The sequence below is a fragment of the Williamsia sp. D3 genome, assembly GCF_000506245.1.
Classification (GTDB): domain Bacteria; phylum Actinomycetota; class Actinomycetes; order Mycobacteriales; family Mycobacteriaceae; genus Williamsia; species Williamsia muralis.
This window is the reverse complement of the sequence record NZ_AYTE01000049.1, coordinates 39,886-64,374: the sequence shown is the minus strand read 5'-3', so window position 1 is coordinate 64,374 and position 24,489 is coordinate 39,886. Positions and strand designations below refer to the sequence as shown.

Here is a 24,489-nt window from a genome sequence, read left to right as displayed (position 1 = left end):
AGTGCCGCCGCGGTGGTGTGTGCGGTCTTCCGAGCCGGCTGGTGACGACGCGCTACGACAGTTCGTAGGACCGGCTCGGCTGATGAGGGCGTGAGGGTTTACGATCAGCTGAGTTTCACGTCATGCTGCCCAACACACAGATGAGCAGATCGGCCACAGGAGGATCAGTGACCGCGGTAGACCAGCCCACCACTCAGGTGGCTCCGGTTCGGCCTTATCCCGAGCGCACGGGTGCCAAGGGTTCGTTCATCTACAAGATGTTGACGACGACCGATCACAAGATGCTGGGCATCATGTATTTGGTTGCGTGTTTTGCGTTTTTCCTCATCGGTGGCTTGATGGCGTTGCTGATGCGTACGGAGTTGACGGCTCCTGGTCTGCAGTTCTTGTCGACTGAGCAGTACAACCAGTTGTTCACCATGCATGGCACGGTGATGTTGCTGATGTATGCGACGCCGATTGTGATCGGGTTTGCCAACGTGGTGTTGCCGTTGCAGATCGGTGCGCCCGATGTGGCGTTCCCGCGGTTGAATGCGTTCAGTTTTTGGTTGTTCGTGTTCGGTTCGACGGTGGCGATTGCCGGGTTCATCACTCCGGGTGGTGCGGCTGACTTCGGTTGGACTGCGTATACGCCGTTGACTGATGCGGTGCATTCGCCGGGTCCGGGTGCGGATATGTGGATTTTGGGTCTGGGTGTGTCGGGTCTGGGCACGATTTTGGGTGCGGTGAACATGATCACGACGGTGGTGTGTTTGCGTGCGCCGGGTATGACGATGTTCCGGATGCCGATTTTCACTTGGAACATTTTGGTGACGAGTGTGCTGATCCTGCTGGCGTTCCCGTTGTTGACGGCGGCGTTGATGGGGTTGGAGGTTGATCGGCAGTTCGGGGCGCATCTGTATGACCCGTCCAATGGTGGTGCGATTTTGTGGCAGCACTTGTTCTGGTTCTTCGGTCATCCCGAGGTGTACATCATTGCGTTGCCGTTCTTCGGGATCGTGTCGGAGATCTTCCCGGTTTTCTCTCGTAAACCGATCTTCGGCTACTCGACACTCGTCTATGCCACGTTGGCGATTGCAGCTCTGTCGGTGGCGGTGTGGGCGCATCACATGTATGCCACCGGGGCTGTGCTGTTGCCGTTCTTCTCGTTCATGACGTTCATTATCGCGGTGCCGACGGGTGTGAAGTTCTTCAACTGGATCGGGACGATGTGGAAGGGTCACATCACGTTCGAGACGCCGATGCTGTTTCGGTGGGCTTTTTGGTGACGTTCTTGTTCGGTGGTCTGACCGGTGTGTTGCTGGCGAGCCCGCCGTTGGATTTCCACTTGTCTGACAGTTACTTCGTGGTGGCGCACTTCCATTACGTGTTGTTCGGCACGATCGTGTTCGCGACGTATGCCGGTATCTATTTCTGGTTCCCGAAGATGACTGGCCGGATGCTTGATGAGCGTTTGGGCAAGATCCACTTCTGGTTGACGATGATCGGTTTCCACACCACGTTCTTGGTGCAGCACTGGTTGGGTAACGAGGGTATGCCGCGTCGGTATGCCGATTATCTGTCCACCGATGGGTTCACCTCGTTGAACATCGTGTCGACGGTGGGTGCGTTCATTCTGGGTGCGTCGACGTTGCCGTTCTTGTGGAATGTGTTCCGTAGCTACCGGTATGGCGAGGTGGTGACGGTGGATGATCCGTGGGGCTTTGGTAACTCGTTGGAGTGGGCGACCAGTTGCCCGCCGCCGCGGCACAACTTCACCGAGTTGCCGCGGATCCGTTCGGAGCGTCCGGCGTTCGAGTTGCATTACCCGCACATGGTCGACCGGATGCGTGAAGAAGCACACGTCGGCCACGCCAGCGAAAAAGCCGAACAGACCAAGCGTGATCCCTTGACGGTCGGTGGCACCGAGTCATCCACCGAACCCAACTCGTTCTGACGGTGGGACACAACATCAGCCAAAGCTCGGAAGAAGCAAGGCCTCTCGGCACCTCGGTGCTGATCACGGTCACCGGTCACGACAAGCCAGGCGTCACGTCGGTACTGTTCGGAGCCCTGTCCACCCGCAACGTCAGCGTCCTGGACGTCGAGCAGGTGGTGATCCGCGGTCGCCTCACCCTCGGTGTGCTGGTGAGCTGCATCGGCGACAGCGAAGAGTTGCAAGAGGTCATCGAGCAGGCCATGGATTCCCTCGGAATCGATGTCACGGTCGAGGTGGGAGCAGTCAACGGCGACCGCAGGCTGTCCACCCACGCTGTGGTGATCCTCGGTAGCCCGGTCAGCGCCAAGGGATTCAGCGCACTTGCCGGCGAGCTCGCCCGCCAGGGCGGCAACATCGACTCCATTCGCGGAATCGCGGACTATCCGGTCACCGGACTCGAACTACTCATCAGCGTCGACAAGGACAGCGTCGCCGCCGATGCCGCGTTGCGTCAGGGACTCGCCGCCGTGGCCAGCAAGTACGGCATCGATGTGGCCGTCGAGCGAGGCGGTCTGGCCCGGCGGGCCAAGCGCCTCATCGTGTTCGACGTCGACTCCACCCTGATCCAGGGTGAGGTCATCGAAATGCTCGCGGCCCGGGCAGGCCGCGAACAAGAGGTCGCCGCAGTCACAGAGGCTGCCATGCGAGGTGAGCTCGACTTCGCGGAGTCTCTCCACCAGCGCGTGGCCGCACTTGCAGGTCTCGACGTGTCGGTGCTCGACGAAGTGGCGATGGAACTGCAGCTCACGCCCGGTGCCCGGACAACCATCCGCACCCTCCACCGCATGGGTTACCACTGCGGCGTGGTGTCGGGTGGCTTCCGGCAGGTCATCGAGCCACTGGCCCACGAACTCGAGCTCGACTTCGTGAAGGCGAACACGCTGGAGATATCCGAGGGCAAGCTCACCGGCCGGGTGAAAGGCGAAATCGTCGACCGGGCCGGGAAGGCGAAGGCCTTGCGTGCGTTTGCCGACAGCGTCGGTGTGCCGATGGAGCAGACCATCGCGGTCGGTGACGGGGCCAACGACATCGACATGCTGACAGTCGCCGGCCTCGGGATCGCCTTCAATGCCAAACCGGCGTTGCAGGAAGTTGCCGACGCCGCGCTGTCGCACCCGTTCCTGGACGCCGTCCTCTTCATCCTCGGTGTCACACGCGACGAGATCGAGGCTGCGGACGCGTCGACGGTGTGTTGCGCCGGGTGCCGCTGAACTGATGGTCGCGCCCGACGCCGACAACACTTTTGTGCAGCGGTACCGGCGCCTGACCGAATACGTCGGTGGCGGTTCGGATCCGGTCGATCCGGGTCAGGTGCTGGCGATGCCGATGGTGCTGCACATCCCCAAGACCGATCCTCCGCCCAGGACCGAGCTACTCAACGCCGCGGCCTCCGCGGTCGCGGCGTTGTGCCTCGATCCGCGCTCGGGCGGCGACGGCCCGTGGTCGGAACCGATGGACGCGTGGTGCGACGCGCGGATCCGTAAGATCGCGCGCCGCGCGCGTGGATCGCATTGGAGTGCGGCACAGGAAGTCCCGGGGGTCACCGCGCGATGCGGTTCGGCCGAGGCCCGGGCCATCGTCCCCGGACCGGTCGGCGACATCGATCGGCGGATCGGACGCCTCCAGATCGGGGGTACCGACGTGCCCGGCGACGATGCCGACGTGGGCACCGGACCGGTGCTGTGGGTCAATCCGACTCTCGAGATGACGGTCGGGAAGCTCGCCGCACAGGTCGGGCACGCTGCGATGCTGGTCGTCCGGTTGATGTCGTTGGAGGAGGCCGAGCGATGGTGGTCCGATGGATGCCCAGTACGAGTGCGCACCGCGTCGCCGACCGACTGGACCCGGCTGATCGACGCCGACCTCACCGGTCATGCGGTTGCGGTGCGTGATGCCGGCTTCACCGAGATCGCGCCGGGCTCGGTGACCGTGATCGCCGAGATCGGGCAGGACGGCCTGGGCTCTCGGTGATTCTGGTCGAGCTCCGCTGCGCTCCGTCTCCGCCGATTAGTCTGGCGCCATGACCGAGCTCCCCGACTGGGCCGCCCAACTGCAACTGGAACCGCATCCTGAAGGCGGGTTCTACCGGCAGACCTGGGTGAGCGATCTGACCATCCCGAAAGATGTTCTGCCACCGGGGTATCCGGCTGAGCGAGCGGCCGGGACGGCAATTTTGTTCCTGCTGTTGCCGGGGCAGCAATCCGCGTGGCACACCGTGCGCAGTGCTGAGATCTGGCTGTATCACCGCGGGGCTCCGGTGGCCCTCGGTCTCGGTGGTGACGGACCTGAGCCTGCCGGTGAACGAACCGTGCTGGTCGGCGCCGACATCACCGCCGGTCATCGCCCGCAATACATCGTCGCGCCTGGCGAATGGCAGCGTGCCCAGCCGCATGGAGACGAACCGTCGCTGGTCAGTTGTTTGTCGTGCCCGGCTTCGACTTTGCCGACTTCACCATGCACTGACCTCGGGGACCACAGACCCGGTCGGCAAAGTGCCGGACGTGTTCGGCCCGCCTGCGCCGCCTTCGTGTCCCGGTGCGGCACGATAGGGGGGTGCGTGAAACGGATCCGGACCTGCTGATCGACTTCGAGGATGTCGCCCTGCGACGCTCCGGCAACACCTTGGTGGGGCCGATCACCTGGAAGGTGGAACTGGACGAACGGTGGGTGATCCTCGGTCCCAACGGGGCCGGGAAGACCTCGCTGATGCGCATGGCCGCCGCACAGACCCATCCGAGCAGTGGAAGCGCGTTCCTGCTGGGTGAGCAGGTCGGTCGCACCGAGATGAGAGAGCTCACCACTCGTATCGGCGTCACGTCAGCGTTGCTCGGCGAACGCATCCCCGATGACGAAAGGGTGAGTGACCTCGTCATCTCCGCCGGCTACTCGGTGCTCGGCCGATGGAAAGAGGAGTACGACGAGGTCGACCGCGAACAGGCCCTGGAAACCCTCGAATCGATGGGTGCCGAACACCTCGCCGACCGCACCTTCGGCACGTTGTCCGAGGGCGAGCGCAAACGGGTTCTGGTCGCGCGTGCCCTGATGATCAATCCCGAGCTGCTCCTTCTCGATGAACCGGCCGCGGGGCTCGACCTGGGCGGGCGCGAAGAATTGGTTGCGCGACTCGAGGTCCTCGCGGCCGATCCCGACGCCCCTGCGATCGTTCTGGTGACACATCACGTGGAAGAGATCCCGAACGGGTTCACACACGCGATGCTCCTGAAGGAGGGTGCGGTGGTCTCCCAAGGCCTGATCGAGGATGTGGTCACGTCGGAGAACCTTTCGAGTGCCTTCAGCCAGTCGATCGTGCTGACCAACACCGGCGGTCGTTTCTTCGCTCGGCGGGCACGTCGCGCGGGTGGCCATCGGCGGCGTGCCGAATGAGCTCGACACAGACGCCGGATCCCGAATCGGTCCCGGTGCGCGATGCGGCAACCGTGGTGCTCGTCCGGGGCGGGGTCGATGAGCAGCCCATCGAGGTCTTCCTGATGCGGCGGGTCAAGCAGATGGCGTTTGCCGGCGGGATGACCGTGTTCCCGGGTGGCGGCGTCGACCGCCGCGACGCCGAGGCTGATCTCGCCTGGATCGGGCCCGACGAGCACTGGTGGGCGGAGCGCTTCAACACCGATGCGGCCACCGCACAGGCCCTGGTGTGCGCGGCCGTACGTGAGCTGTTCGAGGAATGCGGTGTGCTGCTCGCCGCACGCCCGGATGGCACGTTCCCCGACAGCTCTGCCCTCACCGCCGAGCGGGCAGCTCTTGTCGACAAATCGTTGTCGTTCGCCCAGTTCCTCCGTGAGCACGACCTGTCGTTGCGCGCGGACCTGTTGCGTCCGCTCGCGCACTGGATCACGCCGATCGGGGAGAGCCGTCGCTACGACACCCGGTTCTTCCTCGCTGCTCTGCCCGAAGGCCAACAGGCAGACGGTGAGACCACCGAGGCCGCAGAGACAGCGTGGGCGACGCCTCGGGCGGCGCTCGAGGCCTGGGACGACGGGAAACACTTCCTGTTGCCGCCCACCTGGACTCAACTCAAGGAGATCAGCTCCTACGGCAGTCTTGCCGACCTGCTCGCGGCCGAACGCGAGATCGAGATGATCCTCCCTGAGGTCGTGTCCACCGGCGAGCGGATGCGTGTCCGGTTCGACGGGGAATCCGACTACCGCCGCTACCGGACGGACCTGGCCTGAATCGACCGTCGTCGACCGGGCCGAAACCGCCGTCGAACGTGCCGAAATCGCCGTCGACCATGCCGAAATCGCCGTCGACCGGGCCGAATACGCAGAATTGGCCTCTGTGAGCAACGGGTTCGTCGCTGATCGCTCGCGGCAAGAGGCTGGTGGCCGGCGGTTTCGGCCCAGTCGACGGGAGTTTGGGCCCGGTGGACGGGAGTTTGGGCCCGGTGGACGGGAGTTTGGGCCCGGTCGGCGGAGTTACTCGGGCTCGGGCGGCGGTGCGGCACCCTCACGCTCGTCGCGGTCGGCCCATTCGAGGAGTGTGTCCAGCCGGTAGGCGTGGTCGTCGATCGCCGAATGCAGGTCACCGAGTTCGGCGAACCGGGCCGGAACCGTCGCGATCGTGAATACCTTCGGTTCCACATCGTCGATCTCGTCCCAGCGGATCGGGGTCGACACCGTTCCCTCCGGGTTGCCCCGAACCGAGTAGGCGCTCGCGATCGTGTGGTCGCGGGTGTTCTGGTTGTAGTCGACGAACACCGCGGCGGGGTCGCGGTCCTTGCGCCACCAGGTGGTGGTCACGTCGTCAGGGGCTCGGCGTTCCACCTCCCGGGCAAAGGCATGCGCCGCGCGGCGGACGTCGGCGAAACCCCACTCGGGCTCGATCCGAACGTAGATGTGCAGGCCCGAGCCGCCGGATGTCTTCGGATAGCCCGTCATGCCCAACTCATCGAGTACCTCATGGGCAACGTGTGCACTGCGGCGCACCCGGTCGAACGGGCAGTCGGGCATCGGGTCGAGGTCGATGCGCCATTCGTCGGGCTTCTCGGTGTCGAAACGACGCGAGTTCCACGGGTGGAACTCGACGGTCGACATCTGCACCGCCCAGATGACACTGCCCAATTCGGTGACGCACACCTCGTCGGCGGTCCGGCCGAATCTGGGGAAGTAGATGTTCACCGTCTCCAGCCAGGGAGGCGCTCCGGACGGGATGCGCTTCTGATGCACCTTCTGTCCGGCAACCCCCTTGGGATACCGATGCAACATGCACGGCCTGTCGAGCAGTGCGCGAACGATTCCGTCACCGACGGCGAGGTAGTAGTTGACCAGATCCAGCTTGGTCTCGCCCCGGGCAGGGAAGTACACCCGTTCAGGACTCGATACGCGCACGACGCGGTCGCCCACGGAGATCTCGATCGGCTCGCCGTGCGAGCTAGCTGCCATCCCCCGACAGTAGGGGATGGACCGGACACCCGGTAGCCTCCGATACATGCCTGAGTTCGTCACATTGCAGACGTCCGACGAGTTCCCCGGGGTCGGCACGATTCTTCTCAACCGCCCTCCGATGAACGCTCTGAGCCGGCAGGTGCAGAGTGAATTGGCCGACGCCGCCCGCGAAGCCACCCACCGTGACGACATCAAATCGGTTGTTGTCTATGGCGGACCGAAAGTGCTTGCCGCAGGGGCCGACATCAAAGAGATGAACGATATGACCTACGCCGAGATGCGTAAGGTCGCCGGCCAGTTGCAAGACGGTCTGAGTTCCATCGCCGCCATCCCCAAGCCGACCGTTGCGGCCATCACGGGGTACGCCCTCGGCGGCGGGCTGGAAGTTGCGCTCGGTGCCGATCGCCGGATCGCCGGCGACAATGCGAAGCTCGGCGTCCCTGAGATCCTTCTCGGCGTCATCCCGGGTGGTGGGGGCACCCAGCGCCTGGCACGGCTGATCGGGCCCGCCAAGGCCAAGGACATGGTGTTCACGGGTCGATTCGTCGGCGCCGCCGAAGCCCTGCAGATCGGGCTCGTCGACGAGGTCGTCGCTCCGGACGAGGTCTACAACGCGGCGCTTCGGTGGGCGTCGAAGTTCTCCGGCGCGGCCAGCGTGGCGCTTGCCGCAGCCAAGGCGGCCATCGACCAAGGTCTCGACGTCGACCTGCGCACCGGCCTCAAGATCGAGGAGCATCTGTTCGCCGCGTTGTTCTCCACCGACGACCGTGCGATCGGCATGGCGTCGTTTGTCGAGAACGGCCCGGGCAAAGCAGAGTTCACAGGTAAATGAGTATCGATCCGAAAGTAGTTGTGGAACCAATGACTTCGCCTACCAGTGATCCCGCTCCCAACCCGCATGCCACCGCGGACGAGGTCGAGGCCGCGCTCGCAGACACCAAGCTCGCGCAGGTTCTCTACCACGACTGGGAAGCCGAGACCTACGACGACAAGTGGTCGATCAGCTACGACGAGCGCTGCATCGATTACGCCAGGGGTCGCTTCGACGCCGTTGCGGCCGACGAGCCGTTGCCGTACGGGCATGCGCTCGAATTGGGTTGTGGCACGGGATTTTTCCTGCTCAATCTCATGCAGGGTGGGATCGCGACAAAAGGTTCGGTGACCGATCTGTCGCCGGGCATGGTGAAGGTGGCGTTGCGCAACGCGGCGAACCTGGGCCTCGACGTCGATGGCCGGGTGGCCGACGCGGAGACGATTCCCTACGACGACAACACCTTCGACCTCGTGGTGGGTCACGCGGTGCTCCATCACATCCCCGACGTCGAGAAGTCGCTGCGCGAGGTGCTGCGAGTACTCAAACCCGGGGGACGGTTCATCTTTGCCGGCGAACCGTCGACCATCGGTGACTTCTACGCACGGTGGCTCTCGCGTGCCACGTGGGCAGCGACGACGAAGGTCACCAAACTGGGGCCGCTGCAAGGCTGGCGCCGACCGCAGGCCGAACTCGACGAGTCGTCGCGCGCTGCGGCGCTCGAGGCGGTCGTCGACATTCACACCTTCGATCCCAGCGATCTGGAGCGGATGTCCACGTCCGCCGGAGCTGTGAACGTGAAGACCGCAACAGAAGAGTTTGCCGCCGCCATGCTGGGCTGGCCGGTTCGGACCTTCGAGGCCGCCGTTCCGCCGGAAAAGCTCGGCTGGGGCTGGGCGCGGTTCGCGTTCGGCGGCTGGAAGCGGCTCACCTGGGTGGACGAGAACATCTTGCGAAAAGTGGTGCCGCCCAAGTTCTTCTACAACGTGATCATCACGGGCACCAAGCCGGAGTAGTCCCGGGCCCTCCTGTGTCAGGAAAGGATGCAGGCGCTCACGCGACAGCTCGGTCCGTGTAGTCAATCAGCAGGTGGCCACGATCTGGGCCATGGCTTGTTTCTCGGCCTCCGTGACCCACAGGCTGTAACGCGCCTTGACGTCGATCTGGCGGGACACGTAGGTGCAACGGTAGGACTTGTTTGGTGGAAGCCAGGTGGCCGCGTCGCCTGCGCCCTTGCTCTGGTTGGTCGGCCCGTCGGTGGACTGCAGATTGGCCGGGTCGTTCGCGAAGTCTGTCCGCTTGGCGCGGTCCCATTGCGCTGCTCCCTTCTGCCAGGCGTCGGACAGTGCCACCACGTGGTCGATTTGCACTGCGGGAGAGGTCTTCTCGCCTCGGACGAAGTCGATGCGACGGCCGGTGTAGGGGTCGTCCAGGACGCCGGTGAGGATGACACATTCGCGTGTACCGGGCTTGGTCGTGACAACCGTCAGGTCGCGACGCAGGATGTCGTTGCGGGTGTCACATCCGTTGTGGCCCTGTGCGACATTCACGTCGTCGGTCCAGGCCTGCCCGAATTGCTCGCGGCTGTAGCCGGTTTTGGGCGCACGGCCCTTGACCGTCAGCGAGTCGAGCTGAGCAATCGCGGCGCTCTGGGCCGTCGGCGCGTCAGGTTGGGCAGGGCGGGCCGCGGTTTGACTCCCGGGCGGGACGGGCGCGTCCTCGATCTGACAGGAGGCGACTGCCAGCACACTCAACAACGTGAGCGCCAGGTGGCGGCCCTGTTCGGGTCGGTTCACGTTCTCCTCGATTTCGGCACGGATACTGTTATACCCGTGGGCTACGACTTCTCGACCGACGATGTGGCGTTCCTCCGTTCCGAAACCGGACGCGAGGCACTGCGGTTGGCGGATTCGCTTGCCCTGCAGCCGGATTCATTGATGAGTGACATCGGACGCCTGACCGCGGCCTATCCCGGACGGCAGGCGGCGCTGGTGGAGACGGTCTCGTGCCGCCGTCGGGCAGTCGGGAAACTGCGCGACCCGCATCGCTGGCTGCTGACCTCTGACGCCCTGCAACAGGCCACCGCCTACCCGGTCGCCGATCACCGGGCAGCTGAACTCGCCGCCCGATATCCCGGTGCCACCGTCCACGACGTCACCTGCTCGGTAGGCGCCGATCTCGCGTCGCTGGCGCACGCCGACGGGTTGGGCGGCGTGATCGGCAGCGACATCGACCAGATCAGGTTGGCGATGGCGGCGCACAACGTGCCCCAGGCCGCGCTGGCCCGCGCCGATGCACTCACGCCGACGAGTGCTGCCGACGTCTATGTGGCCGACCCCGCACGCCGCAGCGGGGGTCGCCGGAGCTTCCGGATCGAGGACACCGCGCCGCCGCTCCTGGAACTGCTGACCGTCTACGCCGGCCGTTCACTGGTGGTCAAGTGCGCGCCCGGGCTCGACTACCGACTCTTGCGCGATCGTTACGGATTCGCCGGCGAAGTACAGATCATCTCGCTGAACGGCGCGGTACGCGAAGCGTGCCTGTGGAATGACCCCCGCCCTGGCGTCAAGCGCCGGGCAACCGTGATCCGCACGGACGGCTCAGGTTTCGAGATCACCGACGCTGCCGACGACGATGCAGGCGTCGATGACGCAGGGGAGTGGATCTTGGACCCGGACGGCGCCGTCGTCCGGGCCGGTCTGGTCCGCCACTTCGCAAAAGCCCACCGGCTGTGGCAACTCGACCCCCAGATCGCCTATCTCAGCGGCGATCACTTGCCGAGGGGTGAACGCGGATGGCGGGTCATGGAACAGTTCAACTTCTCGGAGAAACACCTCAAGCGGCGCCTGGCCGAGTTGGGTTGTGGCACCCTCGAAATCCTGGTTCGCGGTGTCGACATCGACCCCGACAGGCTGCGTAAGAGACTGAAGCTCAAGGGTTCTGCGGCCCACGCTGTGGTGATCACCAGGATCGGGCGGCGCGGGGTGATGTTCATCTGCGAGGAAGGGGTGCGGCAACGCTGATGACCACCGCGATGTGTGCGGTCTATTTGTCCTTCGGTGCGTCGTAGAAGTAGACCTCACCGAGGTTGGTCGCAGTCGCGACCTGCCCGGTGTTCGACACGGCCACACCCGTGGTGAAACCGACCGACCCGGGGATCGCAAACTTCCGCACCGTGGCACCGTCGGCGGAATCTACCTCCATCAATGTCAGTTCGTCCGCGTTGTTCTCGCGCACGACCGTCCAGGCGGTCCCGGAGGTGGTGAGTGCCGACAGCCCCACCGATTGCACATCGGTGCGTTGCCACACTCGTTCGGCCTTGTCGCCCAGATCTCGGTAGGCGCGCACCGGTGCGTTGAGCAGTCCGGTCGGGATGATCAGGCCGTCGGGTGAGACGGTCATCGTCCCGAAACCGTAGTTGTCCACGAAGTAGTCCCATTTGGGCGTTCCGGTGAGGGCGTCGAGAGCGTAAATGCTGCCGAGGCGGTTGAACACGTACAGCGTGCGACCGTCTGCCGACAAGGTGGGCGTCCCGATGACGCCGCCCGGGATCTCCGCTTTCCACGACTCGCGAATCGAGCGGGTGCCGTTCTCCTCGGAGTAGTCGTAGCCGCGGACCCCAGATGCGATGACACCCTCGGGCCAGTAGTTCAGATAGAAGCGCTCGCGATCGGAATCGACTGCGGGAGGCGCCTGCACGGGGCAACGAGGACCACCCGAGACGCAGTCGCCGAGGCCGTACAGCGGCTGTGCCGGGTCGGCATCAGGACGCAACGCAATACCCGGCGCGGCAAGTTTGCCGGTCTGCGAGTCGAACAGCAGGATCTGGCCGAGGTGGCTCACCATCAGCACCAGCCCGGGCGCCGCGAACTTTGCCGAGAGCGGCACGCCGACGACGCCGAAACGCCACCGGAAATCACCTGCTCCGTTGAGCCCGTAAAACATGCCGGCGTCACCGATGTAGATGTTCTCGTACTGATCGAACAGCATCGAATTGAGTTCGATGCCCGGTCCGTAGTACTTGCAGAAGTTCTTCCGCCCGGCCCGCTGATCGAAGAGGAATGTGTTGCAGCCCCCGGGTGTGGCGGCCGTGACGCCTACGTTGGATCGACCAGAGATCGTCAGGGGCGAGGAGATCGGCCCACCGACCGGCCGCGACCACGAGAGCTCGAGTTCGCCGGTCTGGGGATACACGAAGTTCGAGTTGTGGGCGTTACCCCCATAGCTGGACCAGCCTGCGCTGGCCACCGAACGCACGTCGTCGACACCGTCAGAGCACGAACTGAGCAGAACGGCCAGCAACATCACCAGGGCCGCGGCGGCTCGTGCGGTGGTCCGGCGCCCCATCGTGCTCCTCTTCGTTTGCTTCGGCAGATCGGGCCTGAGCCTATCGCGAGTGACCCGCAGGATCGGGTATCGGCGTCCATTAGTGTTCGTATCCATGACGAGCATGTGGAACGCACCGCTGCATCGCCGGTGGCGTGCTGGAATGCGGCGGGAACCGGAGCAGGCCCGTTTCCTCACCCGGGAATCGCTGCGGTGGGTGCTGGAACATCGGGCGTACACACCCTGGTATCTGGTGCGGTATGTGCGGCTCCTCCGGTTCAAACTCGCCAACCCACACGTGATCCTGCGCGGGATGGTGTTCCTCGGCAAGAACGTGGAGATCCACGCGACCCCTGAACTGTCCCGGCTCGAGATCGGCCGGTGGGTACACATCGGAGACGGGAACTCGATCAGGTGCCACGAGGGTTCGCTGCGCATCGGCGACAAGGTCGTCTTCGGTGAGAACAACGTCGTCAACACCTACCTGGACATCGAGATCGGCGCGTCGACTTTGGTCGCGGACTGGTGTTACATCTGCGACTTCGACCACCGGATGGACGACATCACCGTTGCCATCAAAGACCAGGGGATCGTCAAGGGGCCCGTGCGGATCGGCCCGGACACCTGGATCGCCGCCAAGGTGTCGGTGCTCCGCAACACCCTGGTCGGCAGGGGTTGTGTGCTCGGATCTCACGCGGTGGTAAAGGGGACGATCCCGGACTACTCCATCGCGGTCGGTGCGCCGGCGCGAGTGGTCAAGAACCGCATGGACGACTGGGCGAGCAACGCTGCCGAGCGAGCAGAACTGGAGCGTGCTCTCGCCGACATCGAACGCAAGAAGGCTGCCGCTCAAGGGGATTGAGCCCGGGAGGATCGAACCGGCACGCCCGATGGCCTTCACGTCGACGGATCAGATCGGTCGAGCGGTGTCCCGCTCGGGCAGTGGCCTGTCGACGATGGTCGGCCGCCCCAGTGGGCGCCGTGGGCGCCGCGTGGCCTTCTCGTAGACAGCCGCCGTGCGCGCCGCCACCTGGTCCCAGGCGAACCCCTGTGACACCCGGACGCGCGCGGCGATGGCGCGCTGTTGAGCGGCCACGGGGTCGGCGAGAGCGGCTCGGATCGCAGCCGTGAGGCCACCGACGTCGGCCGGGGTGAAACTGAGCCCGGTGACCCGGTCGGTGACGGCCTCGCCGAGACCGCCGGCGGTCGAGGTGACCAGCGGGGCGCCGGTGGCCGCCGCCTCCAGGGCGACGATCCCGAACGGTTCGTATCTGCTGGGAAGCACCATCACGTCGCAGTCCTTCATCAGTTCGGCCAGTCCCGCCTTGTCGACGGCACCGACGAAACGGACCGCCCGCGACACCTTGTGGTCGCGGGCGACCTCCCGCAGCCACGACAACTGCGTGCCGTCACCGGCGACCGTCAGCACCGCTCCGCGGTGGGTGCGCCGAATGCGTGCAAGGGCCGCGATGGCGTCCTGGACACCTTTCTCGTATTCCAGGCGTCCCGCGAACAACAGGCGCGGCGGGCCGTCGTGCGCGACGCGGCGCGCGAATGGCCACGCTTCGATGTCGATGCCGTTGTGGATGGTGTGGATCTCGGCCAGTTCGGGGCCGAACAACCGATACACCTCGTCCCGCATCGACGCCGAACAGGTGATCACGGCGTCGGACTCGGCTGCCAGCCACCACTCCACCGAATGGACCTGCTTGTTCACCCGTCCGCTGACCCATCCGCTGTGCCGGCCCGCCTCGGTGGCGTGGAAGGTACTCACCAACGGCACGTCGAAGTGTTCGGCCAGAGCTATCGCCGGATGAGCGACGAGCCAGTCGTGGGCGTGTACGACGTCGGGCACCCACGTGCCCTCGCCGTCAACGGCTTTCGGATGCCCGAGCCCGAGACCGGCGCGGATGAGCGTGTGGCCGAGAGCCAGGACCCACGCCATCATGTCCTCACCGAACACAAAATGCGGGGGATCTTCGGCCGCGGCGATCACGCGAACCCCGTCGCACACCGCGTCGGTACCCGGATGTGTGAGTCCGTCGCTGCCCGTTGGTTGTCGCGACAACACCACCACGTCGTGCCCCGCTCGGGCGAGCTCGGTTGCCAGGTGGTGGACGTGCCTTCCGAGGCCGCCGACCACCACCGGGGGATACTCCCAGGAGACGACCAGGATCCTCATGTGATCGCGTCGGCCGGCAATCGGCGGGCGTCGAGTCCGGGGAATACGTTGTCGGCGAGATTCCAACGCGCGGAGAGGGTTTCGGCCCACTGTTCACGGCCCCGGTCGGCGGCGTCGCAGATCTCCCTGGAAGCATGCGCGTGGGTGTACAGGCGTTGGCGCGCATAGTCGGCTGCGGTGTCCTTCGACACCATGAAGGGCCAGTCGGACGACAGCATCATCAGCGTCTCGCGCAGAATCTGATCACTGACCCGGTCACGTCGGCGACCGTGATCGTCCATGCGTTTGTCGACGGTCGCCAGGGCTGCGGCGACGACCTCGGCGTTGATCCGGACCAGATCGTGGACCTGCGGCCCGTTCCACACCCGCCAGTCTTTGCCTGAGCCCCAAGAGGTCTCGGGAAGGTCGACCGGATCGCCGACGAAGCCCCCGGCTTTGGCGCTCTGCAGGCTGCCCACACGGACGCCGGCGCGCGGGAGTGCACGCAACACCGCATCGAGCCATTGGGGGCCTTCATGCCACCAATGGCCGAACAGTTCGGTGTCGAAGGCGGCCACAACCAGTGCCGGCCTTCCGATCCGTTCGGTCTCGGCGATCAACCGGGCTCGGACGTTGGTGACGAAGTCGTCGACGTGACGCTGCACAACTGCGTGGGTGCGCTCCGGTTCGTACGGCTTCTTGTCGCCGGCGGCGACGGAGCGGCCGGTCACCCGCGAGGCCTTGAGGCCGAATCGGTGGTCGTAACTGTGGAAGTCGCGGTAGGCGCTGTGCCCGGGATATCCCGAGCGCGGTGACCACACCCGGTACGACACCGGCAGATCCCGGCCGAACGCGATCACATCGCTCCCACTGACCGGGCGTCCGAGTGCCGTATTCCCTTGCAGCGCAGGGCCGTCGACCATGAAGTGCTCGACGCCGGCTTCGTCGTAATCCTCTTCCATGCCGGGCGCGTAAGCGCACTCGGGTGCCCAGATCCCGCGCGGACGTGCGCCGAAGCGTTGGCCCGCATCTGCGAGCCCCTCCCGGAGGGAGAACGCCCGGAGGCGCGGATCAAGCAGGGGGCCGAAGTGATGTGCCAGCGGGCCGCCGAGCAACTCGACGGTTCCCGCGTCCACCAGCGACCGGATGAGCGGGGAACCGCCGTGGCGCCAATGGTTTTCGAAGTCATCGAGAGCTTGTGCCGCACTGCGGTATTCGCGGGCACCGAGGTTGTTGATGTCGGAGGGGCGGCCGTCTCGGCTGTCTGCGACCGCGGCCTCACCCGCCCGCAGCTGCCAATCCGCGAGCCATTGATACATCGAATCCAGGCAATGCGGATCATCGAGCTGCGCCGCCAGCACCGGCGTCATCCCGAGACTCAGTTGGTCTGTGTATCCATCTGCTGCGAGTCCCCGCAGGACTGCGAACACACGTTGATAGGAGCCGGCCCACGATTGGTACAGCCACTCTTCGCCGACGGGCCATCGGCCGTGATTGGCGAGCCAGGGGAGATGCGAGTGCAGGACCAGGGCGAACATGCCGGGGACGGCGTCCGCGACCCCGTCGTCGCGAAGACCCGCTTCGGTCACGGCTTCACCGCGACGAACAGCAGGTCGAGGCTGTTGTCGAGATCGGTTCCGGAGATGTCGAAGTCGGCGGTGCTCACCCCCGCCACGTCTGCGGTCAAGTCGCTGGGCCAGGCCTGGCCGGACAGTGCCCGGTCGATCTGGGCGTCGATGAACGAGCCACCCCATCTGGTGTCGAGTTCGCGGAGTCCCCGGCCATGACGGACGCCCAATTGCTCGATGACCGAGAAGCCCGCTGCGGAGAGCAGTTCGTGGAGTTCGGCGGGATCGAGTTCCCGGGTGTGGAACGGGTTGAGTGGGGTGTCGCGTCCGGGGGAGAAGGTGATCCGGTTCGGCGTGGACATGAGCAACTCACCACCGGGTCGGAGCACCCTCAAGCACTCGGCCACGAACGCGGGCTGATCCCACAGGTGTTCGATCACCTGGAAGTTGACGACGCTGTCGATCGAGGCGTCGGCAAGGGGTAGGTCGATCAGGTTCGCCTGGTGGATGGTGAGGTGCGGGTAGCGTGCCCGCGTGTGCTCGACGGCGGACTGGTCGTAGTCGACGCACGTCACCGATCGGGCGACGGCGGAGAGCAGGTCGGCGCCATAACCCTCGCCTGATCCGGCTTCCAGGACATCGCGTCCGTGACAACGGTCGGCGATGTACTCATAGGCGACCTCGTGGCGGCGGAACCAGTAGTTCTCCTCGGGAATTCCGGGAACTGTCCGCTCCCCGGTGAGCGATAAACCCTGCTCGGGGGCTGTTGCGCCGTCCTCGGCGCCGATCGGGGCAGGCGATCCGACGGCGTTGTTGGATCCGTGCGTGGGGCTGACCATCCAGCAGAGCCTAGTGGGCCGTGTGTGGAGCCGGAGGCGGACCTCGCGGTGACCCTCGCGATGCGGGGTTCGGCAAGGCAGTGTGACCGACTTCATTCCCCTGCAATCGGGTGTTCGACCTGCCGGAAGTGCGCGCTAAGGTGGTAAAGAAACAGGAGTACTTACCGACGGGTAAGTTGTCCAGAACCCTACGCAGGAGGTCGACGAAGACCCATGACAAACATTGTCGTTCTGATCAAGCAGGTCCCTGACACCTACTCCGAGCGCAAGCTCAGCGACGGTGATTACACCCTCGATCGCGAAGCCGCGGACGCCGTACTCGACGAGATCAACGAGAAGGCCGTCGAAGAGGCTCTGAAGATCAAAGAAGCGGACGGCGGTGAAGTCACCGTGCTGACGGTCGGACCGGATCGCGCGACCGACGCCATCCGTAAGGCACTGTCGATGGGGGCCGACAAGGCCATCCACGTCAAGGATGACCAGATGCACGGCAGCGACGCCATCCAGACCGCATGGGTCATCGCCCGTGCGCTGGGCACCGTCGAGGGCGTCGAACTCGTCATCGCAGGCAACGAGGCCACCGACGGTCGCGTCGGCGCGGTGCCGGCCATCATCGCCGAGTACCTCGAGCTCCCGCACCTCACCCACATGCGCAAGCTCACCATCGAGGGCGACAAGATCACCGGAGAGCGTGAGACGGACGAGGGCATCTTCCATCTCGAGTCCACCCTGCCTGCCATCGTCAGCGTCGGAGAGAAGATCAACGAGCCTCGCTTCCCGTCCTTCAAGGGCATCATGGCGGCGAAAAAGAAAGAGGTTCAGGTTCTTTCGCTTGCCGACATCGGCGTCGAAGCCGAAGAGGTCGGACTGGCGAACGCCGGATCGACGGTCACCAGCGCGACCCCCAAGCCGCCGAAGAGCGCGGGCGAAAAGGTCGTCGATGAGGGTGACGGCGGCACGAAGGTCGCCGAGTTCCTGGTCGGTCAGAAGATCATCTGATCCCCGCCGATCACATCCCCCGACATCGACCACACCGCAAGGAGTTAACAAATGGCTGAAGTACTCGTCCTCGCCGAGTTGGACGCGGAAGGTGCCCTGAAGAAGGTCACTTCCGAACTCATCACCGCTGCCCGCGCACTGGGCACCCCGTCTGTTGTCGTCGCGGCCAAGCCCGGAACAACCGACGCCATCGCCGACGAGCTCAAGGAGTTCGGCGCCGAGAAGATCTACGTCGCCGAGTCCGACGACGTCGACGGCTACCTGATCACGCCGAAGGTCGATATCCTCGGCACCTTGGTGGAGCAGGTCTCCCCGGCCGGTGTCCTCGTCACCGCCAACTTCGACGGCAAAGAGATCGCCGGTCGCCTTGCCGCACGGCTCGGTTCAGGCGTTCACGCGACGTGGTCGAGGTCAAAGAAGGCGGAGTGGGCGTCTACTCCATCTTCGGCGGCGCTTTCTCCGCCGAGGCACAGGCCGGCGGCGACGTCCCGGTGTACTCGGTGCGTCCCGGCGCCGTCGAGGCAGCCCCCCAGGCCGGCGCAGGCGAGCGCGTCGACGTCGAGGTGCCCGAGGTTCCCGAGAACGCGGTCAAGATCACCAAGGTCGAGCCGAACGTCGGCGGTGACCGTCCGGAACTGACCGAGGCCACCATCGTGGTGTCCGGTGGACGTGGCGTCGGCAGTGCCGAGAAGTTCTCTGTCGTAGAGGAACTCGCCGATTCGCTCGGTGCCGCTGTCGGTGCCTCGCGTGCGGCTGTCGACTCCGGTTACTACCCCGGCCAGTTCCAGGTCGGCCAGACCGGTAAGACCGTGTCGCCGCAACTGTATGTCGCTCTGGGTATCTCAGGCGCCATCCAGCACCGTGCGGGTATGCAGACCTCCAAGACCATCGTGGCGGTCAACAAGGACGAAGAGGCTCCCATCTTCGAGATCGCCGACTACGGCATCGTCGGTGACCTCTTCAACGTGGCACCGCAGCTCACCGAAGCGGTCAAGAAGCGCAAGTAACACCGCTCGCAGTTGAACCACAGATGACCCCCTGGCACCCTGCCGGGGGGTCATCTGCTGTTCATGCACGTTGCACCGACACGACACGCCGCCGATTCCGACCGGTCCGACGCGCTCGATACACCTGTGCCCATGAGGACACCCGCAGTCATCAGCACGACCGCACTCGTCTCCGGGCGTGACTACAGCCTGTATCTGAGTACCGACCCTTCCGATATCGACGTCATCGCCCGTCTGCGTTACCAGGTCTTCGCGAACGAGCCGGGTTTCGGCGGCGCGATGGCCGGAGTCACCGACGGACGCGATTGCGACCCGTTCGACGAGTTCTGTGACCACCTCATGGTGCGCCACAACATGACCGACGCCGTGGTCGGCTGTTATCGCCTCCTGCCGCCGCCGGGTGCCATCGCTGCCAAAGGCCCTTATACGGCTACGGAATTCGACGTCCACGAATTGGATTCGATTGCGCCGCAGACGGTCGAGATGGGCCGGGCGTGTGTTGCCCTCGAACACCGGTCCGGATCGGTCCTGGCTCTCATGTGGGCGGGGATCTTGAGGTATCTGGATCTCAGTGGCTACCGGTACCTGATGGGTGCGACCTCGGTGCCGATCTGCAAGGACAGCGACCGCGACCGGCCCGGCGCACAGGTCCGCGGTATCCGGGACTTCGTGCGCGACCGGCACCGAGGTCCGTGGGAGGTGTACCCGCACAGGCCGGTGCTGCTCAACGGCCTGTGGCTCGACGACATCGCACCGCCCGAGCGTCTGGTATTCCCACCCCTGCTCAGTGGATATCTGAGGATGGGGGCCTGGGTGTGCGGAGAACCGGCCTACGACCCCGATTTCGGGGTGGCCGACTTCTTCACGGTGATCGATCGCGAACGCGCGAACACCAGGTACCTGGACCGACTCCGCCAGGCCGCCGAGCGGGTACCCGGATGACAGACGACCCGATGGTGACGAACGCGCCCGCTCGGCACAGCTGGTTTCCGGCGAGTGCCTGTGACAGCAGTTGCCTGTCCACCTCGAGCTGCGCAGCGGGGCGGGTACGCAGGAGCTGGCGCGTCATCGCACTGATGACCACCGTGGCGGTCGCGGTCACCCTCGGGGTCCTGGTGCCTCTGCTGCCACGGTCGGCGCGTGCGGCGTACGTGCGGTGGATGGCTGTCCTGTTGCTGGCTTCGATCGGCATCCGGGTACGCGTCCGGTACAGCGAATTGGCTGCGGGAGACCCGCGGGCCGCAGGCGCAGGCCTCATCGTCGCCAACCACATCTCGTTCCTGGACATCCTCGCGATCGCCACCGTCTGCCCTGCCCGCTTCGTGGCCAAGGCAGAACTGACCCGATGGCCGGTGATCGGAACGCTCACCCGTCGCCTGGGTGTGATCCCGATCCGCCGCGAGTCGTTGCGCGACCTCCCATCCGTCATCTCGGACGCCGTCGACGGACTCCGAGCGGGGGACAATGTCGGGTTGTTCCCCGAGGGGACGACGCGATGCGGTCGCGGCGGTGGTCGTTTCCGCCCCGCGATCTTCCAGGCCGCGGTCGAAACGGGGGTTCCGGTCCAGCCTCTGGTGGTGAGTTTTCACACACCGGACGGCGCGATCAGCCCGGTCGCGGCCTTCATCGGAACCGACAACATCGCCGACACGATGGGCCGGGTCCTGCGGGCCAAAGGTCTGACCGTGCACGTCCGCCTCTGCGAACCCCAATGGCCCGGATCGGACCGACGTGAGCTCGCCGACCGATGCGAGCGGATCGTGTTCGGAGAACCTTCGTTGATCGGTCTCTCGTCGGACATCCCCGCCGCGATGGTGAGCTGACAACCGGACGGTCCGGTGTCGGGGCGCCGTCCAGACGCCGGTGGAATAGAACCTGCTCTGCGAGCGGTTATCCTGGATTGGTTATGTATTCCTCCGACCGGGCCCCGATCTACCTCGATCACGCAGCGGCAACCTCGATGGTGCCTGCAGCAGTCGTGGCGATGAGTCAGATCCTTGGCACTGCGGGCAACGCATCGTCGCTGCACGCGTCAGGACGGCGCGCCCGCCGGCACCTGGAGGAATCGAGGGAATCCATCGCGGCCTCGCTGGGTGCGCGACCATCCGAGGTGGTCTTCACCGGGGGCGGAACCGAAAGCGACAATCTCGCGGTGAAGGGCATCTTCTGGGCGCGGAACAAGTCGGGTTCGCCAGCCGCCGGCCGCCGGCGCATCATTGCGTCATCCATCGAACACCACGCCGTTCTCGACCCTGTGCTGTGGCTTGCCGACACCGAGGGAGCCGAGGTCACCTGGCTACCCGTCGACCATCAGGGTCTTGTCGACCCCGCAGATCTGCGGGCCGCGCTCACCGCGCATGTAGAGGACACCGCGCTGGTCAGCGTGATGTGGGCGAACAACGAGGTCGGCACCATCGAGCCGATCGCAGAGCTGGCCGCGATCTGCCGGGAGTACGGCGTTCCCATGCATTCCGATGCTGTGCAGGCGGCCGGACACCTTCCGCTCGACTTCGCCGCCAGCGGCCTCTCGGCGATGAGCATCGCCGGACACAAGTTCGGTGGGCCCCACGGGATCGGCGCGCTGTTGCTGGGCCGCGATGTGGACTGCGTGCCGCTGCTCCACGGTGGTGGGCACGAACGGGATGTTCGCTCGGGTACCCCCGACGTCGCGGCTGCGGTGGGAATGGCTGTAGCACTTGAACATTCGGTGCGAGAGCTGTCGGTCACCGTCCCGGCAGTGACGAACCTGCGTGACCAATTGTTCGCGGTGCTGACCGAGAACACCGACGACTGTGTGGTCAATGGACCTACCGGCTCGGCACGGCTGCCGGGCAACGTGCACGTGTCGTTTCCGGGCTGTGAAGGTGATTCGCTGTTGATGTTGCTCGACGCCAACGGCATCGAGTGCTCCACCGGGTCGGCCTGCACCGCAGGCGTTGCCCAGGCGTCTCATGTGCTGACCGCGATGGGCGTATCCACTGCGCGGGCCCGCAGTTCGCTGCGGTTCTCACTGGCGCCCTCGACAACTAGCGATGACATCGACGCCGTAGGCGCTGTCATCGGTGAAGTGGTCTCCCGCGCCCGCGCCGCCGGGATGGCCACGGCAATGGCAGGAGAGCGCTGATGCGAGTACTCGCAGCAATGAGTGGTGGTGTCGACTCGGCGGTGGCTGCCGCACGGGCGGTGGCCGCCGGACACGACGTGGTCGGGGTACACCTGGCCCTGTCCACTGCGCCCGGCGCACTGCGGACCGGATCCCGAGGTTGCTGCTCGCGGGAGGACGCGTCTGATGCCCGGCGGGCCGCGGATGTTCTCGGAATCCCTTTCTACGTCTGGGACTTCGCCGACCGCTTCAAAGATGACGTCATCGACGAATTCGTTGCGGCGTACGCGGCCGGGCAGACCCCCAATCCCTGCCTGACATGCAACGAGAAGATCAAGTTCTCGGCTCTGGCCGAACGCGCCATCGCCCTGGGCTTCGACGCAGTTGCCACCGGCCACTACGCACGGCTCGAAGGCGGCCGGTTGCGTCGGGCGGTCGACGACGACAAAGACCAGTCGTACGTGCTCGCCGTGCTGACGCCGGAGCAGCTGTCGCGGGCGATGTTCCCCGTGGGCGACACACCCAAGGACCAGATCCGGGAAGAGGCCGCCGCTCGCGGCTTGTCCGTTGCCAACAAGCCCGATTCACATGACATCTGCTTCATCCCCACCGGTGACACCCGGGCGTTCTTGGGTGCCACGATCGGTGTCCGGCCCGGCAAGGTCGTCGACGCCGACTCCGGCGCCGAACTGGCCCAGCACGAAGGCGTCCACGGGTTCACCATCGGACAGCGCAAGGGGCTCGGTATCGATGCACCGGCTGTCGACGGCAAACCGCGGTACGTGACCGAGATCGATCCCGACTCCGGAACCGTGACGGTGGGTTCCTCCGAGCATCTCCAGGTGTGGACGATCACCGCCCGCAAGGCCATCTGGACGTCCGGACACACTCCCACCGAACCGTTCGAGTGCATGGTCCAGGTCCGGGCACACGGCGGATTGGCGCCGGCCGTGGCCGAGGCCATCGAGCTTGAGCCTTCAGACGGTGTCGACGGACAGGGCCCGGGTATCCGCATCACCCTGCGCAGCCCTCTCACCGGGGTTGCCCGCGGGCAGGCGGCGGTGCTGTACCAGCCAGATCCGGTGTCGGGCGACCTGGTCATCGGCAGCGGACGAATCGCGGTCACCGGTTCGGTCCCGTCGGATCTCGTCAGCAGCGCCACCACGTGACCGTCCTGCCGGCCGGCACCGGAACCGGTGTCGGATCGATGCCGGGTACCGATCCGATCGAATCCGCGGGCATCAGCCTGGGCGAGTGCGAGCTGGCGTTTCTGCCCGAACTGCCGCAGCGCGGGCTCGGGGCCGACATGATCGGGCGGTCGGCTGCCCTGCTGGTGGACATGCCGATGGACACCGTGGCCTCCGGCTACCGCCTGTCGGCACGCAAATCCGGATTGACCCGCCGCGCGCGTGACTTTTTGAACGCCGACCTCGACGCCTTCGAAGAGGCCTGGGAGCGTGCCGGGATGGCCGCGACCGACCGCTTCGTCAAGGTGCAGGCGTGCGGCCCGTTCACATTGGCCGCGTCGGTGGAACTGCGCAACGGTCACAAGATCCTGCACGATGCCGGAGCGTGGTCGGATCTGGTGGATTCGATGGCCGAGGGCCTGCGAGTGCATGCCGACGAGGTCGGTCGCCGCACCGGAGCTCAGGTGATCGTCCAGATCGACGAACCGATGATCGGGCGGGTGATCGAGGGCTCGGTGGAGCCGCTCACCCGTTTCGACATCATCAGGCCCGTACCCGTCGCTGTGCTCGCCGAGAAGTACGACGGCTTCATCGACGTCGTCGGCAGGCCTGTGGTGATGCACGACTGCTCGGCGAACCTTTCGTGGGAGCTGTTGGAGCGCACCAGATTTGCTGCGGTCAGTGTGGATCTCGCCCAGATCCGCACGGCGGACCTCGACGGTATCGGGCAGCTGCTCGACGAGGGTCGGGACGTCATCCTGGGCGCCGTGCCGACAGCTGCCCCCGCAACCGAACTCGCCGCAGAACAGGTGGCCGCGTCGTGCGCCGCTCTGACCGACCGAATCGGGCTGTCCCGGAAGGTCCTGGCGGAGCAGGTGGTGATCAGTCCCGCGTGCGGTCTGGCCGGTGCCGATGCCGCCTGGGCGAAGACGGCGCTCTCGCTGTGCACCACAGCGGCGGCCGGCTTGCTTGCCGACCCGACCGCGGTATAGCGACCCGGCCCGGTCGATCGGGAACATTCATCGTCTGCGCAGCCTCTGATGAGGTATGGACAACTTCGCCTGCCGCGCACGGATATGCGCGAAACCGACGCGGGTTCGGACCGCGA

18 protein-coding genes and 5 pseudogenes are annotated in these 24,489 nt (G+C 65.5%); 17 read left to right on the top strand and 6 right to left on the bottom strand.

Going from position 1 to position 24,489, the window contains the following annotated elements; all coding sequences use genetic code 11:
* The first annotated feature begins 167 nt into the window (after positions 1–167).
* The 6 genes and pseudogenes from ctaD to W823_RS55890 all read left to right on the top strand — a co-directional run bounded on the left by ctaD (position 168) and on the right by W823_RS55890 (position 6,168).
* Positions 168–1,936 (top strand): annotated as a pseudogene (ctaD, locus tag W823_RS55915) (cytochrome c oxidase subunit I).
* Positions 1,937–1,950: 14 nt separating this feature from the next.
* Positions 1,951–3,194 (top strand): annotated as a pseudogene (gene serB / locus W823_RS55910) (phosphoserine phosphatase SerB).
* Positions 3,194–3,949, top strand: a complete 756-nt coding sequence (locus tag W823_RS55905; protein WP_023963892.1) for an aminoacyl-tRNA hydrolase — start codon at positions 3,194–3,196, stop codon at positions 3,947–3,949. Before serB ends, W823_RS55905 begins: the two are co-directional and overlap by 1 nt.
* Before the next feature lie 49 nt (positions 3,950–3,998).
* Positions 3,999–4,441 (top strand): annotated as a pseudogene (locus W823_RS55900) (cupin domain-containing protein).
* A gap of 90 nt (positions 4,442–4,531) precedes the next feature.
* Positions 4,532–5,362 carry an ABC transporter ATP-binding protein gene (locus tag W823_RS55895; RefSeq protein WP_023963890.1) on the top strand — a complete coding sequence of 277 codons (831 nt, stop codon included), beginning with the start codon at positions 4,532–4,534 and terminating at the stop codon, positions 5,360–5,362.
* The gene (locus W823_RS55890) at positions 5,359–6,168 is read left to right on the top strand and encodes an NUDIX hydrolase (RefSeq protein WP_023963888.1); all 810 of its coding nucleotides are present in this window, start codon (positions 5,359–5,361) and stop codon (positions 6,166–6,168) included. Before W823_RS55895 ends, W823_RS55890 begins: the two co-directional genes overlap by 4 nt.
* A 243-nt stretch (positions 6,169–6,411) precedes the next feature.
* On the opposite strand, the gene ligD is transcribed toward W823_RS55890, so the two are convergent.
* Positions 6,412–7,377: a non-homologous end-joining DNA ligase gene (gene ligD, locus W823_RS55885; protein ID WP_023963886.1), complete on the bottom strand. Its 966-nt coding sequence runs from the start codon at positions 7,375–7,377 to the stop codon at positions 6,412–6,414.
* A 46-nt stretch (positions 7,378–7,423) separates the two neighbouring features.
* Here ligD and W823_RS55880 point away from each other — a divergent pair, with 46 nt between their 5' ends.
* A complete protein-coding gene (locus W823_RS55880) occupies positions 7,424–8,212 on the top strand; it encodes an enoyl-CoA hydratase/isomerase family protein (protein WP_023963884.1) in 789 nt (262 codons plus the stop codon).
* Positions 8,213–8,241: 29 nt separating this feature from the next.
* Positions 8,242–9,207 (top strand): class I SAM-dependent methyltransferase, encoded by a 966-nt coding sequence (locus W823_RS55875; protein WP_031333712.1) that lies wholly within the window; start codon positions 8,242–8,244, stop codon positions 9,205–9,207.
* A gap of 69 nt (positions 9,208–9,276) precedes the next feature.
* Here the strand turns inward: W823_RS55875 and W823_RS55870 are convergent.
* Positions 9,277–9,915 (bottom strand): annotated as a pseudogene (locus tag W823_RS55870) (HNH endonuclease family protein); the annotation flags it as partial.
* Between the two features lie 108 nt (positions 9,916–10,023).
* Between W823_RS55870 and W823_RS55865 the strand changes: the two are divergent.
* A complete protein-coding gene (locus W823_RS55865) occupies positions 10,024–11,214 on the top strand; it encodes an SAM-dependent methyltransferase (protein ID WP_031333710.1) in 1,191 nt (396 codons plus the stop codon).
* A gap of 22 nt (positions 11,215–11,236) precedes the next feature.
* Here the strand turns inward: W823_RS55865 and W823_RS55860 are convergent, their stop codons facing one another.
* On the bottom strand, positions 11,237–12,538 hold the full coding sequence (locus W823_RS55860) for a PQQ-binding-like beta-propeller repeat protein (protein WP_023963876.1): 1,302 nt from the start codon (positions 12,536–12,538) through the stop codon (positions 11,237–11,239).
* 94 nt (positions 12,539–12,632) lie between these two features.
* On the opposite strand from W823_RS55860, the gene W823_RS55855 reads away from it, so the two are divergent.
* The gene (locus tag W823_RS55855) at positions 12,633–13,379 is read left to right on the top strand and encodes an acyltransferase (protein WP_023963874.1); all 747 of its coding nucleotides are present in this window, start codon (positions 12,633–12,635) and stop codon (positions 13,377–13,379) included.
* A gap of 48 nt (positions 13,380–13,427) precedes the next feature.
* On the opposite strand, the gene W823_RS55850 is transcribed toward W823_RS55855, so the two are convergent.
* From W823_RS55850 to W823_RS55840, 3 genes are read right to left on the bottom strand one after another with little or no spacing between them, the layout of a single operon-like run.
* Entirely contained in the window at positions 13,428–14,699 is a 1,272-nt protein-coding gene (locus tag W823_RS55850) for a glycosyltransferase family 4 protein (RefSeq protein ID WP_023963872.1), read from the bottom strand.
* Positions 14,696–16,216 carry a glycoside hydrolase family 57 protein gene (locus W823_RS55845; RefSeq protein ID WP_031333708.1) on the bottom strand — a complete coding sequence of 507 codons (1,521 nt, stop codon included), beginning with the start codon at positions 16,214–16,216 and terminating at the stop codon, positions 14,696–14,698. Before W823_RS55845 ends, W823_RS55850 begins: the two co-directional genes overlap by 4 nt.
* A gap of 47 nt (positions 16,217–16,263) precedes the next feature.
* A complete protein-coding gene (locus tag W823_RS55840; protein WP_023963868.1) occupies positions 16,264–17,085 on the bottom strand; it encodes a bifunctional 2-polyprenyl-6-hydroxyphenol methylase/3-demethylubiquinol 3-O-methyltransferase UbiG in 822 nt (273 codons plus the stop codon).
* A 213-nt stretch (positions 17,086–17,298) separates the two neighbouring features.
* Between W823_RS55840 and W823_RS55835 the strand changes: the two genes are divergently transcribed.
* The 7 genes and pseudogenes from W823_RS55835 (at position 17,299) to W823_RS55805 (ending at position 24,373) form a co-directional block, all read left to right on the top strand.
* Positions 17,299–18,084 (top strand): electron transfer flavoprotein subunit beta/FixA family protein, encoded by a 786-nt coding sequence (locus tag W823_RS55835; RefSeq protein WP_023963866.1) that lies wholly within the window; start codon positions 17,299–17,301, stop codon positions 18,082–18,084.
* Positions 18,085–18,135: 51 nt separating this feature from the next.
* A pseudogene (locus W823_RS55830) lies at positions 18,136–19,091 on the top strand (electron transfer flavoprotein subunit alpha/FixB family protein).
* Between the two features lie 132 nt (positions 19,092–19,223).
* Positions 19,224–20,033 (top strand): GNAT family N-acetyltransferase, encoded by an 810-nt coding sequence (locus tag W823_RS55825; RefSeq protein WP_031333704.1) that lies wholly within the window; start codon positions 19,224–19,226, stop codon positions 20,031–20,033.
* On the top strand, positions 20,030–20,914 hold the full coding sequence (locus tag W823_RS55820; protein WP_023963862.1) for a 1-acyl-sn-glycerol-3-phosphate acyltransferase: 885 nt from the start codon (positions 20,030–20,032) through the stop codon (positions 20,912–20,914). The genes W823_RS55825 and W823_RS55820 overlap by 4 nt, the downstream gene beginning before the upstream one ends.
* 83 nt (positions 20,915–20,997) lie before the next feature.
* Positions 20,998–22,215: a cysteine desulfurase family protein gene (locus W823_RS55815; protein WP_023963860.1), complete on the top strand. Its 1,218-nt coding sequence runs from the start codon at positions 20,998–21,000 to the stop codon at positions 22,213–22,215.
* Positions 22,215–23,363 (top strand): tRNA 2-thiouridine(34) synthase MnmA, encoded by a 1,149-nt coding sequence (gene mnmA, locus W823_RS55810; protein ID WP_031333700.1) that lies wholly within the window; start codon positions 22,215–22,217, stop codon positions 23,361–23,363. The genes W823_RS55815 and mnmA overlap by 1 nt, the downstream gene beginning before the upstream one ends.
* A complete protein-coding gene (locus W823_RS55805) occupies positions 23,360–24,373 on the top strand; it encodes a vitamin-B12 independent methionine synthase (protein WP_023963856.1) in 1,014 nt (337 codons plus the stop codon). Before mnmA ends, W823_RS55805 begins: the two co-directional genes overlap by 4 nt.
* Positions 24,374–24,489 lie beyond the last annotated feature (116 nt).

Excerpts from the sequence above, each read along its gene's own strand:
- W823_RS55820 (WP_023963862.1), top strand. The coding sequence starts at position 20,030 with ATGACAGACGACCCGATGGTGACGAACGCGCCCGCTCGGCACAGCTGG.
- W823_RS55860 (WP_023963876.1), bottom strand. The coding sequence starts at position 12,538 with ATGGGGCGCCGGACCACCGCACGAGCCGCCGCGGCCCTGGTGATGTTG.
- W823_RS55890 (WP_023963888.1), top strand. The coding sequence starts at position 5,359 with ATGAGCTCGACACAGACGCCGGATCCCGAATCGGTCCCGGTGCGCGAT.
- W823_RS55855 (WP_023963874.1), top strand. The coding sequence starts at position 12,633 with ATGACGAGCATGTGGAACGCACCGCTGCATCGCCGGTGGCGTGCTGGA.
- W823_RS55875 (WP_031333712.1), top strand. The coding sequence starts at position 8,242 with ATGACTTCGCCTACCAGTGATCCCGCTCCCAACCCGCATGCCACCGCG.
- W823_RS55845 (WP_031333708.1), bottom strand. The coding sequence starts at position 16,216 with ATGTTCGCCCTGGTCCTGCACTCGCATCTCCCCTGGCTCGCCAATCAC.
- W823_RS55835 (WP_023963866.1), top strand. The coding sequence starts at position 17,299 with ATGACAAACATTGTCGTTCTGATCAAGCAGGTCCCTGACACCTACTCC.
- W823_RS55880 (WP_023963884.1), top strand. The coding sequence starts at position 7,424 with ATGCCTGAGTTCGTCACATTGCAGACGTCCGACGAGTTCCCCGGGGTC.
- ligD (WP_023963886.1), bottom strand. The coding sequence starts at position 7,377 with ATGGCAGCTAGCTCGCACGGCGAGCCGATCGAGATCTCCGTGGGCGAC.
- W823_RS55825 (WP_031333704.1), top strand. The coding sequence starts at position 19,224 with ATGAGGACACCCGCAGTCATCAGCACGACCGCACTCGTCTCCGGGCGT.
- W823_RS55815 (WP_023963860.1), top strand. The coding sequence starts at position 20,998 with ATGTATTCCTCCGACCGGGCCCCGATCTACCTCGATCACGCAGCGGCA.
- W823_RS55850 (WP_023963872.1), bottom strand. The coding sequence starts at position 14,699 with ATGAGGATCCTGGTCGTCTCCTGGGAGTATCCCCCGGTGGTGGTCGGC.
- W823_RS55840 (WP_023963868.1), bottom strand. The coding sequence starts at position 17,085 with ATGGTCAGCCCCACGCACGGATCCAACAACGCCGTCGGATCGCCTGCC.
- W823_RS55905 (WP_023963892.1), top strand. The coding sequence starts at position 3,194 with ATGGTCGCGCCCGACGCCGACAACACTTTTGTGCAGCGGTACCGGCGC.
- mnmA (WP_031333700.1), top strand. The coding sequence starts at position 22,215 with ATGCGAGTACTCGCAGCAATGAGTGGTGGTGTCGACTCGGCGGTGGCT.